This window comes from Streptomyces sp. NPDC014733, from assembly GCF_043083385.1.
Taxonomy (GTDB): domain Bacteria; phylum Actinomycetota; class Actinomycetes; order Streptomycetales; family Streptomycetaceae; genus Streptomyces.
This window is the reverse complement of sequence record NZ_JBIBYO010000003.1, coordinates 368,174-381,827: the sequence shown is the minus strand read 5'-3', so window position 1 is coordinate 381,827 and position 13,654 is coordinate 368,174. Positions and strand designations below refer to the sequence as shown.

General features: G+C 72.3%; 13 protein-coding genes. 1 reads left to right on the top strand and 12 read right to left on the bottom strand.

Annotation, left to right across the window (positions count from 1 at the left end; all coding sequences use genetic code 11):
• Nucleotides 1-175: 175 nt before the first annotated feature.
• From aroQ to rpsD, 11 genes are all read right to left on the bottom strand, one after another.
• Nucleotides 176-616 carry a type II 3-dehydroquinate dehydratase gene (gene aroQ, locus ACF1BH_RS09910; RefSeq protein WP_391641910.1) on the bottom strand — a complete coding sequence of 147 codons (441 nt, stop codon included), beginning with the start codon at nucleotides 614-616 and terminating at the stop codon, nucleotides 176-178.
• A 73-nt stretch (nucleotides 617-689) separates the two neighbouring features.
• Nucleotides 690-1,781 (bottom strand): 3-dehydroquinate synthase, encoded by a 1,092-nt coding sequence (aroB, locus tag ACF1BH_RS09905; protein ID WP_391641909.1) that lies wholly within the window; start codon nucleotides 1,779-1,781, stop codon nucleotides 690-692.
• Entirely contained in the window at nucleotides 1,778-2,332 is a 555-nt protein-coding gene (locus ACF1BH_RS09900; RefSeq protein WP_391641908.1) for a shikimate kinase, read from the bottom strand. The genes aroB and ACF1BH_RS09900 overlap by 4 nt, the downstream gene beginning before the upstream one ends.
• On the bottom strand, nucleotides 2,329-3,513 hold the full coding sequence (aroC, locus tag ACF1BH_RS09895; RefSeq protein ID WP_391641907.1) for a chorismate synthase: 1,185 nt from the start codon (nucleotides 3,511-3,513) through the stop codon (nucleotides 2,329-2,331). Before aroC ends, ACF1BH_RS09900 begins: the two co-directional genes overlap by 4 nt.
• A gap of 111 nt (nucleotides 3,514-3,624) precedes the next feature.
• Entirely contained in the window at nucleotides 3,625-4,452 is an 828-nt protein-coding gene (locus ACF1BH_RS09890; protein ID WP_391641906.1) for a shikimate dehydrogenase, read from the bottom strand.
• Nucleotides 4,453-4,462: 10 nt separating this feature from the next.
• Nucleotides 4,463-6,265 carry an endolytic transglycosylase MltG gene (gene mltG, locus ACF1BH_RS09885; protein WP_391641905.1) on the bottom strand — a complete coding sequence of 601 codons (1,803 nt, stop codon included), beginning with the start codon at nucleotides 6,263-6,265 and terminating at the stop codon, nucleotides 4,463-4,465.
• A gap of 120 nt (nucleotides 6,266-6,385) precedes the next feature.
• Entirely contained in the window at nucleotides 6,386-6,850 is a 465-nt protein-coding gene (ruvX, locus tag ACF1BH_RS09880) for a Holliday junction resolvase RuvX (RefSeq protein ID WP_030278556.1), read from the bottom strand.
• Between the two features lie 13 nt (nucleotides 6,851-6,863).
• Nucleotides 6,864-9,533 carry an alanine--tRNA ligase gene (alaS, locus tag ACF1BH_RS09875; protein WP_391641904.1) on the bottom strand — a complete coding sequence of 890 codons (2,670 nt, stop codon included), beginning with the start codon at nucleotides 9,531-9,533 and terminating at the stop codon, nucleotides 6,864-6,866.
• Entirely contained in the window at nucleotides 9,533-9,880 is a 348-nt protein-coding gene (locus ACF1BH_RS09870) for a DUF6167 family protein (RefSeq protein WP_391641903.1), read from the bottom strand. Before ACF1BH_RS09870 ends, alaS begins: the two co-directional genes overlap by 1 nt.
• An 8-nt stretch (nucleotides 9,881-9,888) precedes the next feature.
• Entirely contained in the window at nucleotides 9,889-10,323 is a 435-nt protein-coding gene (locus ACF1BH_RS09865; RefSeq protein ID WP_391641902.1) for a DUF948 domain-containing protein, read from the bottom strand.
• A 309-nt stretch (nucleotides 10,324-10,632) separates the two neighbouring features.
• Complete coding sequence (rpsD, locus tag ACF1BH_RS09860) at nucleotides 10,633-11,244, bottom strand: 30S ribosomal protein S4 (protein WP_030278547.1); 612 nt, start codon at nucleotides 11,242-11,244, stop codon at nucleotides 10,633-10,635.
• 182 nt (nucleotides 11,245-11,426) lie between these two features.
• On the opposite strand from rpsD, the gene ACF1BH_RS09855 reads away from it, so the two are divergent.
• Nucleotides 11,427-12,182, top strand: a complete 756-nt coding sequence (locus tag ACF1BH_RS09855; RefSeq protein ID WP_391642198.1) for a DUF2470 domain-containing protein — start codon at nucleotides 11,427-11,429, stop codon at nucleotides 12,180-12,182.
• A 50-nt stretch (nucleotides 12,183-12,232) separates the two neighbouring features.
• Here ACF1BH_RS09855 and ACF1BH_RS09850 read toward each other — a convergent pair whose 3' ends face one another.
• Complete coding sequence (locus ACF1BH_RS09850) at nucleotides 12,233-13,645, bottom strand: replication-associated recombination protein A (protein ID WP_391641901.1); 1,413 nt, start codon at nucleotides 13,643-13,645, stop codon at nucleotides 12,233-12,235.
• Nucleotides 13,646-13,654: the final 9 nt, after the last annotated feature.

Below are 13,654 nucleotides of genomic sequence, written 5' to 3'. Positions count from 1 at the left end.
CGGCGCCGTGGCCGCGGTCCGTGCGGTACTGCTGACGAACGGTACCGCCCCCGGCGCTCACGGTGTGAACGGCCGGGGGCGGCGGAAGGTGCCTCGTCGGGGCGGGCCGGGACTTTCCGGACACGGCCCGGGCCCGGCCGGGCCCGCGGCGGTGCGGCCCCGGTCCGGGCAGCGGTCAGCCGGTCAGCTCCTCGGCCACCGCGCGCAGCGCCAGCCGGTACGAGCCGATGCCGAAACCGGCGACCGTACCGCTGGCCACCGCCGCGAGGACCGAGTTGTGGCGGAACTCCTCGCGGGCGTACGGGTTCGAGATGTGCACCTCGACCAGCGGGGCGGTGCGCTGCGCCGCCGCGTCCCGCATGGCGTACGAGTAGTGCGTGAACGCGCCGGGGTTGATCACCACCGGGATCGCGCCGTCCGCCGCCTCGTGCAGCCAGCGGACCAGTTCGCCCTCGTCGTTGGTCTCCCGCACCTCGGTGTCGAGACCCAGCTCCTTGCCGAGCCGGGCGCACTCCGCGACCAGGCCGGCGTAGGAGGTGGCGCCGTAGACGTCCGGCTCGCGGGAGCCCAGACGGCCGAGGTTGGGGCCGTTGAGGACCAGCACCCGGCGGCTCATGCCCATCCCTCGCTTCGCTCGGCCCGGCATCCGCCGGGGGCGCACCACTTGACGGTTCTCTCGCTGCGCCCGTTCACTCGGCGATCTCCGCGTGCGCGGCGAGCAGCATGGCCGGGTCCGGGCCCTCCAGGACCGTGGGCCTGGCCAGGCCGTCCAGGACGATGAAGCGCAGCCGGTCGCCGCGGGACTTCTTGTCGACCTTCATGGTCTCCAGCAGCTTGGGCCACTGGTCGCCGCGGTAGGTCAGCGGCAGGCCCACGGCAGCCAGCACGGCGCGGTGGCGGTCGGCGGTCGCGTCGTCCAACCGACCGGCGATCCGGCCGAGTTCGGCGGCGAAGACCATGCCGACGGAGACGGCCGCGCCGTGGCGCCAGTTGTACCGCTCGTTCTTCTCGATGGCGTGCGCCAGGGTGTGGCCGTAGTTGAGGATCTCCCGCAGCCCGGACTCCTTCAGGTCCGCGGAGACCACCTCGGCCTTGACCCGGATCGCCCGCTCGATCAGCTCCTGGGTGTGCGGCCCGCCGGGAAGTCTGGCGGCCTCCGGGTCGGCCTCGATCAGGTCGAGGATGCCGGGGTCCGCGATGAACCCGGCCTTGATGACCTCGGCGAGCCCGGAGACGTAGTCGTGCACCGGCAGCGAGTCGAGCGCCGCGAGGTCGCAGAGCACCCCGGCCGGCGGGTGGAACGCGCCGACGAGGTTCTTGCCCTCGGCGGTGTTGATGCCGGTCTTGCCGCCGACCGCCGCGTCGACCATGCCCAGGACGGTGGTCGGCACCGCGATCCAGCGCACCCCGCGCAGCCAGGTGGCCGCGACGAAGCCCGCGAGGTCGGTGGTGGCGCCGCCGCCGACGCCGACGATGACGTCGCTGCGGGTGAAGCCGGACTGGCCGAGCGCCTTCCAGCAGTACGCGGCGACCTCGGCGGTCTTGGCCTCCTCGGCGTTCGGCAGCTGGATCGCGATGGCCTCGAAGCCCTGGGACGCCAGGTCCTCGCGGAGCGCCTCACCGGTGGCGGCCAGCGCCTCCGGGTGCAGCACGGCAACGCGCTTGACCCCGTCGCCGATCAGCGCGGGCAGCTCCCCGAGCAGCTGCCGCCCGACGAGCACGTCGTACGGTTCGCTGCCCGCCGTACCGCCGACGTGGATACGGGTGGCCTGCTCCGTCATGCCTCTTCCTTCCTGCGGGCGGCGCGCGGGTCCTCGCCCGCGGCCCACCCGGGCTCCAGTGCGTCGAGGACCGCCTCGGCGACGTCCTCGGGGCTGCGGCCGCCGGTGCTGACCACGGCGGACGCGACCTCGGTGTACAGGGGGCGGCGGGCCTCCATCAGCTCGCGCCAGCGCTGCCGCGGGTTGACGGCGAGCAGCGGCCGCGGGGCGTCCAGGCCGACCCGCTTGACCGCGTCGGCCAGCGCGACGTCCAGGAAGACGACCGGCAGCCCGCGCAGCAGCGCACGCGTCGAGTCGTCCATGATCGCGCCGCCGCCGAGGGACAGCACCCCCGCGTGCTCGGCGACGGCGGCGCGGACCGCCTGCCGCTCCAGCTCGCGGAAGTGCGGCTCACCCTCGTCGATGAAGATCTCCGCGATCGGCTTGCCGGCCGTCTCGACGATGTCGGCGTCGGTGTCGCGGTAGCCGACCCCGAGCCGTTCGGCGAGGAGGGCGCCCACGGTCGACTTGCCCGCGCCGGGCGGGCCGACGAGGACGGCGCGCGGCGTCACTTGATCGCCAGGTTGTCGAGGTACGCGCGGACGTTGCGGCGGGTCTCCGGCACGCTGTCGCCGCCGAACTTCTCGACCACCGCGTCCGCCAGGACCAGTGCCACCATCGCCTCGGCGACGATGCCGGCCGCCGGCACCGCGCAGACGTCCGAGCGCTGGTGGTGCGCCTTGGTCGCCTCGCCGGTGGTGACGTCGACCGTCGCGAGAGCCCGCGGGACCGTCGCGATGGGCTTCATCGCGGCGCGCACCCGCAGCAGTTCGCCGGTGGTCAGACCGCCCTCGGTGCCGCCGGAGCGGCCGGAGGAGCGGCGGATGCCGTCCTCGGTGGCGACGATCTCGTCGTGCGCCTGGGAGCCGGGCACCCGCGCCAGGTCGAAGCCGTCGCCGACCTCGACGCCCTTGATCGCCTGGATGCCCATGAGCGCACCGGCGAGCCGGGCGTCCAGCCGCCGGTCCCAGTGGACGTGCGAGCCGAGGCCGACGGGCACGCCGTACGCCAGGACCTCGACGACCCCGCCGAGGGTGTCGCCGTCCTTGTGGGCCTGGTCGATCTCGGCGACCATCGCCTTGCTCGCGTCCGCGTCCAGGCAGCGCACCGGGTCCGCGTCCAGCTTCTCGACGTCGGCGGGGGTCGGCACGACGCCGTACGGAGCCTTCGCGGCGGCCAGCTCGACGACGTGCGAGACGATCTCGATCCCGGCGGTCTCCTTGAGGAAGGAGCGGGCCACCGCGCCGAGCGCGACCCGGGCGGCGGTCTCCCGCGCCGAGGCGCGCTCCAGGATCGGGCGGGCCTCGTCGAAGCCGTACTTCTGCATCCCGGCGAGGTCGGCGTGGCCGGGGCGCGGCCGGGTCAGCGGGGCGTTGCGGGCCAGATCGGCCAGCTCCGCCTCGTCCACCGGGTCGGCCGCCATGACCTGCTCCCACTTGGGCCACTCGGTGTTGCCGACCATCACGGCGACGGGCGAGCCGAGGGAGAGGCCGTGGCGGACACCGCCGAGGAAGGTGACCTCGTCCCGCTCGAACTTCATCCGGGCACCGCGGCCGTAGCCGAGCCGACGCCTGGCCAGCGCGTCCGCCACCAGATCGGTGGTGATCGGGACGCCGGCCGGGAGGCCCTCCAGCGTCGCCACCAGTGCGGGGCCGTGGGACTCCCCCGCCGTCAGCCAGCGCAACCTGCTCAACGGTGCTCCTTTTGTCCTGCTCCTGCGCCTACGTCTACTCCCCCGATCCTCCCACGTCACGACGGGCGGACGGCGCCGCGTCCAGGGAGCGGACCGGGCGGGCACGACCGGTCAGCGGGCGGCGAGGGCCCGCTCACCCGCCGCGCGCATCGCGGCCAGCGGCGCGGGGGCGCGCCCGGTCATCAACTCGACCTGGAGGACCGCCTGGTGCACCAGCAGGTCGAGGCCGCCGACGACCGCGCCGCCCCGGGCCGACCAGGCGGCCGCCAGCGCGGTGGGCCAGGGCTCGTACAGCACGTCGAAGAGGGTGCCGGGCGCCTCGGGGACCGCGGTGGCCAGCGCGTCGGTGGTGCCCGCCGGGGTGGTGGCGACGACCAGCGGGGCGTCGAACGCCGCGGCCGCGTCCGCCCAGGGCGCGGTGGTGACCGCGACGCCCAGGCGCTCGCCCCAGCCGCGCATCTCGGCGGCGCGCGGAGCGCTGCGGACGTACGCGGTGACCTCGCCGGTGCAGATCTGCGCGAGCGCGGCGAGCGCCGAGGAGGCGGTGGCGCCGGCGCCGAGGACGGCGGCGCGATCGACCCGGGTCACCCCGCGTTCGCGCAGCGCCGCGACCATGCCGGGGATGTCGGTGTTGTCGCCGGTGCTGCGCCCGTCGTCGGTGAGGACGACGGTGTTGACGGCCTCGACGGAGGCGGCGGTGGCGCTGATGCCGTCCAGCAGCGGGATGACCGCGCGCTTGAGCGGCATGGTCAGCGAGAGCCCGGCCCAGCTCGCGTCCAGCTTCTCCATGAAGGCGGGCAGCGCCGCCTCGTCGATGTCGAAGCGGCCGTACTCCCAGTCGTCCAGGCCCAGTTCGCGGTAGGCGGCGCGGTGCAGGACCGGGGAGAGGGAGTGGGCGATCGGCGATCCCAGAACCGCCGCCTGCTTACTGTCCGACACTGCCTTGCCCTCAGCCATTCTGCTTCGCTGCCCGCTGCCGTTCGTTGAACTTCTGCACGAGCTTGTTGTGGTCCGTGAGATTCGTGGTGAAGTCGGTCTTCTTGCCGTCGACGGAGATGAAGAAGAGCCACTTCTGGGAGTTGTCCGGGTTGATCGACGCCTTCAGCGCGTCGGCGCCCGGGTTGCCGATCGGCCCCGGCGGGAGACCTCGGTAGAAGTAGGTGTTGTAGGGATCGTTGTAACTCCTGATCTCACCGATCCCGATATTGATCTTGCTCTGGTTCTTCAAGTAGTTGTACGTCGAGTCGAATTCGAGCTTCGGGGTTATCCCGGCGTTGCCCGGATCGAGCCGGTTGTAGATGACCGCGGCCATCTTGCGGAAGTCCTCGTGGGTCATGCCCTCCGCCTGCGTCAGGCTGGCGACGCTCAGCAGCTGAAGCGGGGAATCGAGGTGGAATTTCTTCGCATTGGCCGCGAGATCGTAGCGCGCGTACTCCTGGTCGGCCCGCGCCACCATCTGTTTCAGCACGTCGGTGGGGGTGGCCTTGCCACCCACGTTGTACGTCGAGGGGTAGAGGAACCCCTCCAGCGGGTCTTTTATCTCCGGGGAGTCGTTGGCCCAGGAAGGCAGTCCGAGGCTCTTGAGATTCTTCTCGGCGGCCGCCTTCGTGGTGCCGGATTTCACCCGGAGCTTCTTGTCTATGAGGTCGTACACCGCACCGGCCCGCAGCCCCTCCTGCACCGTCAGGCCGTTACGGCTCTTCGGGTCCAGCATCAGCTCCACGGCGGACGCCGCCGACATGTGGTGGCGCATGGAATAACTGCCGGGCTGAAGGCCGGAGCCCTTCGGATTCTCCCCCGCCGCGGCGGTGAAGGCGTCCACGCTCTTGACGACGCCTTCCTTCTTGAGAATCTGCCCCATTTGCTGGAGCGGCGCACCGTCCGGAATCTCCACCTGGAGCGCGCCGGAGCCCTCGCCCTCGAAGTCCGGAGGGCTGGCGATACGGCTCTCGTAGAAGCGGTAGCCGGCATATCCGACGCCGCCGACGCCGGCGGCGATCACCACGGCGATGAGGAAACGGGCACAGCCGCCCCGGCGCTTGGTCTTCTTGCCACGGCCCTCGTGACCGGAGCGGCCGTCGGCGGCGCGGTCGTCCTCGTCGTCCTCGTCCGTCCGCTCGTCCGCCGGGTCGTCGGCGAAGAACGCGTGGTCGGGGTCGGGCTCCTGCCCGCCGTGCCGCCGCCGGTCGTCCTCGGGCCCGTCCGTATGGGGCGCCACCTGCGGAACCGGGGTCTGCTCGTGCGGCGGATACGGCTGCTGGTGCGGCTCGCCGTACGCCGGATCCTGGGGGTACCCGGGGTCGTACGGGTACTGCTGCTCCTGCGGATACCCCGGCTGACCTGCATATCCCTGGTCCTGCGGGTAGACCGGGTCCTGTGGGTGGTGCGGTTCCCGGGGGTAGTGCCGGTCCTGCGGGTACGGCTCGTACGGCCCCTGGTCGTAGGGACCGCCCGGGTTCTGGGCGTAGCCCTGCGGCTCGTGCGGGGTGGGGTAGCCGGCGGGGACGGCGTACGGATCGGTGTAGGGGCCGGTCAGCGGGTCGTGCGGCTGCTGGGTGCCGTACGGGTCGTACGGCGCACCGCCGGATGCGGTGCCGTCCCAGCCGCCGTCGTACCGCGGAGGGGCCGGGGCGGTGCCCCGGCCGCCCCACGGGGAGCCCTGCGCGTGCCCTCCGTAGGACCCCTGGTCTCCGTAGAGCGGGTCCTCGGGATGCCACGGTTCGGAGCGGTAGCCCCGGCCATACTCGGTCATCGATCCCCTTGAGCCGAGAGGCGGGCGCGCTCCTGTCCAGCGCAGATGTGGTACCGACCCGCCTCTACCTGCGCGGCTTGTCTCAGCCGCGTCGCATCGCGGAACGTTACCGTACTGCCATCAGATGACCACTCGGATGCATTCCCCCGGAGCCCGGCCCGAGGTCCGTTCCGTCTCCAGCGCGCTCTGGAGGATCACCACCGCGGCCGCCTGATCGACGACCGAGCGGCCCTTCTTGCTGCGCACCCCGGAGGCCCGCAGCCCTTGTGCGGCGGTCACCGTGGACATCCGCTCGTCGACCAGGCGTACCTCGATCGGGGCGATGTTTCCGGCCAGGACCTGGGCGAAGGCCCGGACCTTCGCCGCGGCGGGCCCCTCTCCCCCATTCAGGGAACGCGGGAGCCCGACGACGACCTCCAGCGGCTCGTACTCCTCGACGATCGCCTTGAGGCGACGGTGCGCCGCCGGGACGTCCCGTCCGGGGACCGTCTCGACCGGGGTGGCGAGGACCCCGTCGGGGTCGCACGAGGCGACCCCGATCCGGGCGTCCCCGACGTCCACGGCGATGCGCCGACCGCGTCGAATCTCACTCACGCGCTCAGGCCACCTCGGCGACGAGCCGCTCGACGGCTTCCAGCGCCTCGGGCACGGCCGCGGCGTTCTGGCCACCGCCCTGGGCGACGTCCGGCTTGCCGCCACCGCCGCCACCGAGGGTCTTGGCGGCCGTACGGACCAGGTCACCGGCCTTGATGCCGCGCTCGCGGGCGGCGTCGTTGGTGGCGATGACGGTGACCGGGCGGCCGTTCGCCACCGAGAACAGCGCCACGACGGCGGCACGGTCGCCGGGAATCCGGCCACGGACGTCCAGGACGAGCTTGCGCAGATCGTCGGCGGAGGTGCCGTCGGGGACCTGGGCGGCGACGAGGGCCGCCCCGCGGACGTCCTTGGCACCGGCGGCGAGACCGGCGGCGGCCTGGAGGACCTTCTCCGCGCGGTACTTCTCGATCTCCTTCTCGGCGTCCTTCAGCTTGGCGAGAACGCCGGAGATCTTCTCGGGCAGCTCGTCCGGACGGCCCTTGACCAGCTCCGTCAGCTGCGAGACGACGGTGTGCTCACGGGCGAGGAACTTGTACGCGTCGACGCCGACGAGGGCCTCGACCCGGCGCACGCCGGAACCGATCGACGACTCGCCCAGCAGCTTCACCAGACCCAGCTGGGCGGTGTTGTGGACGTGCGTACCGCCGCACAGCTCCTTGGAGAAGTCGCCGATGGTGACGACGCGCACCCGGTCGCCGTACTTCTCGCCGAACTCCGCGATGGCGCCCTGCTTCTTGGCGTCCTCCATGCTCATGACCTCGGCGTGCACGTCCAGCTCACGCGAGAGCACCTCGTTGATCTTCTGCTCGACGTCGGTGAGCACGGCGCCGGGCACGGCGGTCGGCGAGCCGAAGTCGAAGCGGAAGCGGCCCGGGGAGTTCTCCGAACCGGCCTGGGCGGCGGTCGGGCCCAGGGCGTCACGCAGCGCCTGGTGGGTGAGGTGGGTGGCGCTGTGGGCGCGGGCGATGGCCCGGCGGCGGGTCACATCGATCGCGGCGTACGCACCGGAGCCGACAACGACCTCGCCGACCTGGACGACGCCCTTGTGGACCACGACACCGGGGACCGGCTTCTGGACGTCGCGGACCTCGACGACGGCGCCGGACTCCAGCTTGATCCGGCCGCTGTCGGCGAGCTGACCGCCGCCCTCGGCGTAGAAGGGGGTGCGGTCCAGGACGATCTCGACCTCGTCGCCCTCGTGGGCGGCGGGCGCCGAGACGCCGTTGACCAGCAGGCCGACGACGGTGGACTCGCCCTCGGTGGAGCGGTAGCCGGTGAACTCGGTGGCGCCGGAGGCGTCGGCGACGGCACGGTAGGCGGAGAGGTCGGCGTGGCCGTGCTTCTTGGCCTGGGCGTCGGCCTTGGCGCGCTCCCGCTGCTCCTTCATCAGGCGGCGGAAGCCGTCCTCGTCCACGGACAGGCCCTGCTCGGCGGCCATCTCCAGGGTGAGGTCGATCGGGAAGCCCCAGGTGTCGTGGAGCAGGAACGCCTTGTCGCCGGCGAGGACCGTACCGCCGGCGGCCTTGGTGTCGGTGACGGCGGTGTCGAGGATGTTGGTGCCGGCCTTCAGCGTCTTGAGGAAGGCGGCCTCCTCGGCGAGGGCGACGGTCTCGATGCGGCGGCGGTCCTCCAGCAGCTCCGGGTACTGCTGGCCCATCGTCTTGATGACGGTGTCCAGCAGCTCGGCGACGACCGGGCCGGTGGCGCCGAGCAGGCGCATGTTGCGGATGGCGCGGCGCATGATGCGGCGCAGGACGTAGCCGCGGCCCTCGTTGCCCGGGGTGACGCCGTCACCGATGAGCATCGTGGAGGTGCGCATGTGGTCGGCGACGACGCGGAGCGAGACGTCGCTGTCGTCGGAGGCGCCGTAGCGGACGCCGGTCAGCTCGGTGGCCTTGTCGATGACGACGCGCAGGGTGTCGGTCTCGTACATGTTGCGGACGCCCTGGAGGATCATCGCCAGGCGTTCCAGGCCGAGGCCGGTGTCGATGTTCTTGCTGGGCAGCTCGCCGAGGATCTCGAAGTCCTCCTTGCCGATGCCCTCGCCCCGCTCGTACTGCATGAAGACGAGGTTCCAGATCTCGACGTACCGCTCGTCGTTGACGGCCGGGCCGCCCTCGACGCCGAACTCCGGGCCGCGGTCGTAGTTGATCTCGGAGCACGGTCCGCAGGGGCCGGGGACGCCCATGGACCAGTAGTTCTCCTTCTTGCCCAGGCGCTGGATGCGCTCCTTGGGCACGCCGATGACCTCGTGCCAGATGCGCTCGGCCTCGTCGTCGTCGAGGTAGACGGTGATCCAGAGCTTCTCCGGGTCGAGGCCGTAGCCGCCGTCCTCCTGGGAGCCGGTCAGCAGCTCCCAGGCGTTCTTGATGGCGCCTTCCTTGAAGTAGTCGCCGAAGGAGAAGTTGCCGCACATCTGGAAGAACGTGCCGTGGCGGGTGGTCTTGCCGACCTCTTCGATGTCGGGCGTGCGCACGCACTTCTGCACGCTGGTGGCGCGCGGCCACGGCGGCTTGACCTCGCCGAGGAAGTACGGCTTGAAGGGCACCATGCCCGCGGGGACCAGCAGCAGCGTCGGGTCGTCCGCGATGAGCGACGCCGACGGCACGACGGTGTGCCCGCGCTCCTCGAAGAAGCGCAGCCAGCGGCGGCGGATTTCAGCCGACTCCATCAGTGGTCCTCATTTCCAGTCGGTCCGGCGATCCCGGACGGTCCGGTCGCTCTCGTGGTGGGGTGGGGTGTGTCGAGCACCGCGCGGGAACGTGGTGCGGGCAGTTCGCGGGCGTCACCGGGCGCGGTCAGGCCCAGCGCTTCGTGCAACTGTTCCTCACGGTCCGCCATTCCCGTGCGGACGTCCAGCGCGAAGCGGCGCAGCCGGTGGCCGGTCTCGACGGCCTTCTCCGCGGCCTGCGCGGCGAGGCTGTCGGGCTGCAGCCGGCGCAGCTTGCGGTTGACCTTGGTGGTGGCCCACACGCCGGCGGCGGCGCCGGTGGTGAACCAGAATGCGCGGCGGAACATCGCGGTGATCAGTCCTTGGAGCGACGGTTGCGGCGGGCGCCGCGACGGGCGCCGGGGAGGGTACGGCCGACGACGACGGTGCGCTCGGGCTCCGGCGCGCCCTTCTTCCCGATCGCGCGGCGTACGCCGTAGCCGAAGGCGGCGACCTTGACCAGCGGTCCGCCGAAGGCGGAGGAGACGGTCGAGGAGAGCGCGGAGGCGTTGGCGGTGACCTCCTGCACGTCGGAGGCGATGGCGTCGACGCGGGCGAGCTGGGTGTGTGCCGAGCGGACCGTCGCGGACGCGTCGGCGAGCAGCGGAACGGCCTGGTCGGAGACGTCCGCCACCATCTTCGTCGTCGCTTTGAGCGTCTGCGCGAGCCTCACCAGTACGAGGGCGAGGAACGACACGAGGATCGCCCAGAAGACGGCGACCAGGATCCCCGCCACCTCTCCACCGGTCACGCTGGCACCACTCTCCGACACTCTCCGACGGGGCATCCGCACTGTCCCGCTCCGGCTTCCGTCCTGCTCGGACGGCCCCCTCGACCCTATCGCGCCGGGAGGGCACGGCCGACCGGATTTGCGGTCGGCGGGCGGGGCCGGAAGGGAAGGCGACCGGCCGATTGTACGGTCCGGGCGGCAGCCGTCCCGCGCGCGGTCCGGGCCGCGGCGCACCGGCCCGCCGCCGGGAACAGCAACGGCCCGCCGCACCACCACCGCGAGCTGCGGGGAGGGTCGGCGGGCCGGAAGGTGCCGGTGGCTACGCCTGGCTCAGCGGGCGTAGTACTCGACGACGAGCTGCTCGTCGCAGATCACCGGGATCTCCTTGCGGTTGGGGTCCCGGTCGAGGCGGAACGCCAGCGCCTGGAGGTTGACCTCCAGGTAGCGGGGGGTCTCGCCGTCGGGGGCGTAGCCGCCCTCGCGCGCCACCTGGAAGGGGTGCTTCTCGCGGCTGCGCTCGCGGACCATCACGACGTCGCCGGGGCGGACGCGGAAGGAGGGCTTGTCGACCTTGCGGTCGTTCACGGCGATGTGGCCGTGGACGACCATCTGGCGCGCCTGGTAGATCGTGCGGGCGATGCCCGAACGCAGGACGAGCGCGTCCAGACGGCGCTCCAGCTCGACGATGAGGGCTTCGCCCGTCTTGCCTTCGACCTTCCGAGCGCGGTCGTAGGCACGCGCCATCTGGCGCTCGCTGATGTCGTACTGCGCACGCAGACGCTGCTTCTCGAGCAGACGGACCTTGTAGTCACTGTTCTGCTTGCGGCCACGGCCGTGCTCGCCGGGCGGGTAGGGACGGGCCTCGAAGTACTTGACGGCCTTCGGCGTCAGCGCGATGCCGAGCGCGCGGGACTTCTTGACCTTGGGACGCGACTGGTTCACGTGGAACGGACCTCCATGTAAGTTAGGTGAGGCTTACCTTAGCGCGAGGAGAACGCATGTTTCGACCTGGGATCCCCCTGCCCGATGCCGCTCAGGGCACCGAGGCGGGTCAGCCGCGTCCCGTGGAAGACGCCCGGCCATCGGCGGCCGAGCGCGTACGCACCCTCGTCGAATCCAATGGTATGGGTTCGCTGAGCATTCCCGGAGTCGAGGACCCTGACCCCAGCGGGCTGTCGGCGCCGGTCTGCCGGACCGTGACTCCCGGGGGAGACGTGCTGTTGCTGGCTCCTGCCGACTCCGCGGCCGCCCGCGCCGCCGCCTACGCCCAGGACGACGACCTGGCAGCCGTGATGGAGATCACCGACGTCGCGCCGGTTTCCGTGCCCCACCGGGTCCGCGGCCGCGCCTGGGTGGCGGGCTGGCTCACCCCCGTACGCAACGCCGACCGCGCCCACTGTGCGGCGCTGCTCGCCGAGCGGCACCCCGTCGGCGAACTCCTCGGGATCGGTGAGGCCGTCCAGCCGCAGCCGGCGCCGGGGATCCCCGGACGGGCCGGGTGGCTGATGCTCCGGCTGGAGGTCGGCGAAGGCGCGGTGGACGACCTGTGGGGCGCCGAGGCCGTGGAGCCGGAGGAGTTCGCCGCGGCCGCGCCCGATCCGCTCGTCGCGCACGAGGCCGAGCTGCTGCAGCATCTGCACTCCGCACACGGACCGCAGGTCCGCGGGTTGTGCGGGCTGCTCAGCGAGCGGAGCGCCACGGTGTGCGGCGCCCGCGACGAGGCCACACCGGTGGCCCTGGACCGCTTCGGGCTGCGGGTGCGCTTCACCGGCGACGGGAAGGCGCCGTTCGATGCGCGCTTCGACTTCCCCGAGCCCGTCCGCGACGTCGCCGAGCTACGGCGCGCGATGCACACGCTCTTCGAGGCGGCCGAGGGGTGACGGTCCGGGGATCCGGCGCCACCACCGGCTGACGCCGCGGCCGCCCGGCCTCAGCTCTCCGCGGAACCGTCGCGCAGCCGCGCCCGGACCCGGTCGGCGACATCCGCGTACCGTGCCTCGGCGCCGTGCCGGGTCGGGGAGTAGTACCGCTTGCCGTGCACCGTGTCCGGGGCGTACTGCTGGGCCGCGATGCCGCCGGGCAGATCGTGCGGGTACTGATAGCCCTGGCCGTGGCCCAGCTTCTCGGCGCCCTTGTAGTGACCGTCGCGCAGATGCGGCGGGACGGGACCGGCCTGCCCCGCGCGGACGTCGGCGAGCGCCGCGTCTATCGCCAGGTAGGCGGCGTTGGACTTGGGGGCCAGGGCGAGGGCGATGGTCGCCTGGCTCAGCGTGATCCGGGCCTCCGGGAAGCCGATCAGGGCGACCGCCTGCGCCGCGGCCACCGCCGTCTGCAGCGCGGACGGATCCGCCAGTCCGATGTCCTCGCTCGCCGAGATCATCAGCCGCCGCGCGATGAACCGCGGGTCCTCCCCCGCCTCGATCATGCGCGCCAGATAGTGCAGCGCGGCATCGACGTCGGAGCCCCGGATGGACTTGATGAGCGCGCTGGCGACGTCGTAGTGCTGATCGCCGTCCCGGTCGTACTTCACCGCGGCGCGGTCGACCGACTCCTCCAACGTCTGGAGGGTGATCTCCTGCTCGCCCTTGGCCAGCGCCGAGCCGGCGCCCGCCTCCAGCGCCGTCAGCGCGCGCCGGGCGTCACCGCCGGCGATCCGCAGCAGATGCGCCTCGGTGTCCTCGGGCAGCGTCACCGCACCGCCCAGACCGCGCTCCGAGGTCAGCGCCCGGCTCAGCAGCCCGCGCAGATCGTCGTCGGTGAGCGGCTCCAGGGTGAGCAGCAGCGAGCGGGAGAGCAGCGGGGAGATCACCGAGAAATACGGATTCTCGGTGGTGGCGGCGATCAGGGTGACCCAGCGGTTCTCCACCGCGGGGAGCAGGGAGTCCTGCTGTGCCTTGCTGAAGCGGTGGATCTCGTCGAGGAAGAGGACGGTCTCCTTGCCGAAGCCGCCCGAGGCGCGGCGCGCGCCGTCGATGACCGCCCGCACCTCCTTGACGCCCGCGGTGATCGCCGACAGCTCCACGAACCGCTTGTTGGTCGCCTGGCTGACGACGTACGCGAGGGTGGTCTTGCCGATGCCGGGCGGGCCCCACAGGAAGACCGAGGACGGCCCCGCGGGTCCGCCCGCCCGTCGCCCGCCACCGCCCTTGCCCGAGGGCCCTCCGGGCCCGCCCCCTTCGTCGTCGCCGACCAGCCGCCGCAGCGGTGAGCCGGGCTTGAGCAGATGCTGCTGGCCCACGACCTCGTCGAGGGTGCGCGGGCGCATCCGTACGGCGAGCGGGGACCCCGCGGGGTCCTTCTCCTGACGGTCTTCGGCGGCGGCGGTGAACAGGTCGGGCTCCACGCTCACGAG

What these genes read in the sequence shown, in the direction of transcription:
- aroQ (WP_391641910.1), bottom strand. Translation starts at nt 616, where the DNA reads ATGAGCCGCCGGGTGCTGGTCCTCAACGGCCCCAACCTCGGCCGTCTG.
- aroB (WP_391641909.1), bottom strand. Translation starts at nt 1,781, where the DNA reads ATGACGGAGCAGGCCACCCGTATCCACGTCGGCGGTACGGCGGGCAGC.
- mltG (WP_391641905.1), bottom strand. Translation starts at nt 6,265, where the DNA reads ATGACCGAGTATGGCCGGGGCTACCGCTCCGAACCGTGGCATCCCGAG.
- alaS (WP_391641904.1), bottom strand. Translation starts at nt 9,533, where the DNA reads ATGGAGTCGGCTGAAATCCGCCGCCGCTGGCTGCGCTTCTTCGAGGAG.
- ACF1BH_RS09870 (WP_391641903.1), bottom strand. Translation starts at nt 9,880, where the DNA reads ATGTTCCGCCGCGCATTCTGGTTCACCACCGGCGCCGCCGCCGGCGTG.
- ACF1BH_RS09855 (WP_391642198.1), top strand. Translation starts at nt 11,427, where the DNA reads ATGGGTTCGCTGAGCATTCCCGGAGTCGAGGACCCTGACCCCAGCGGG.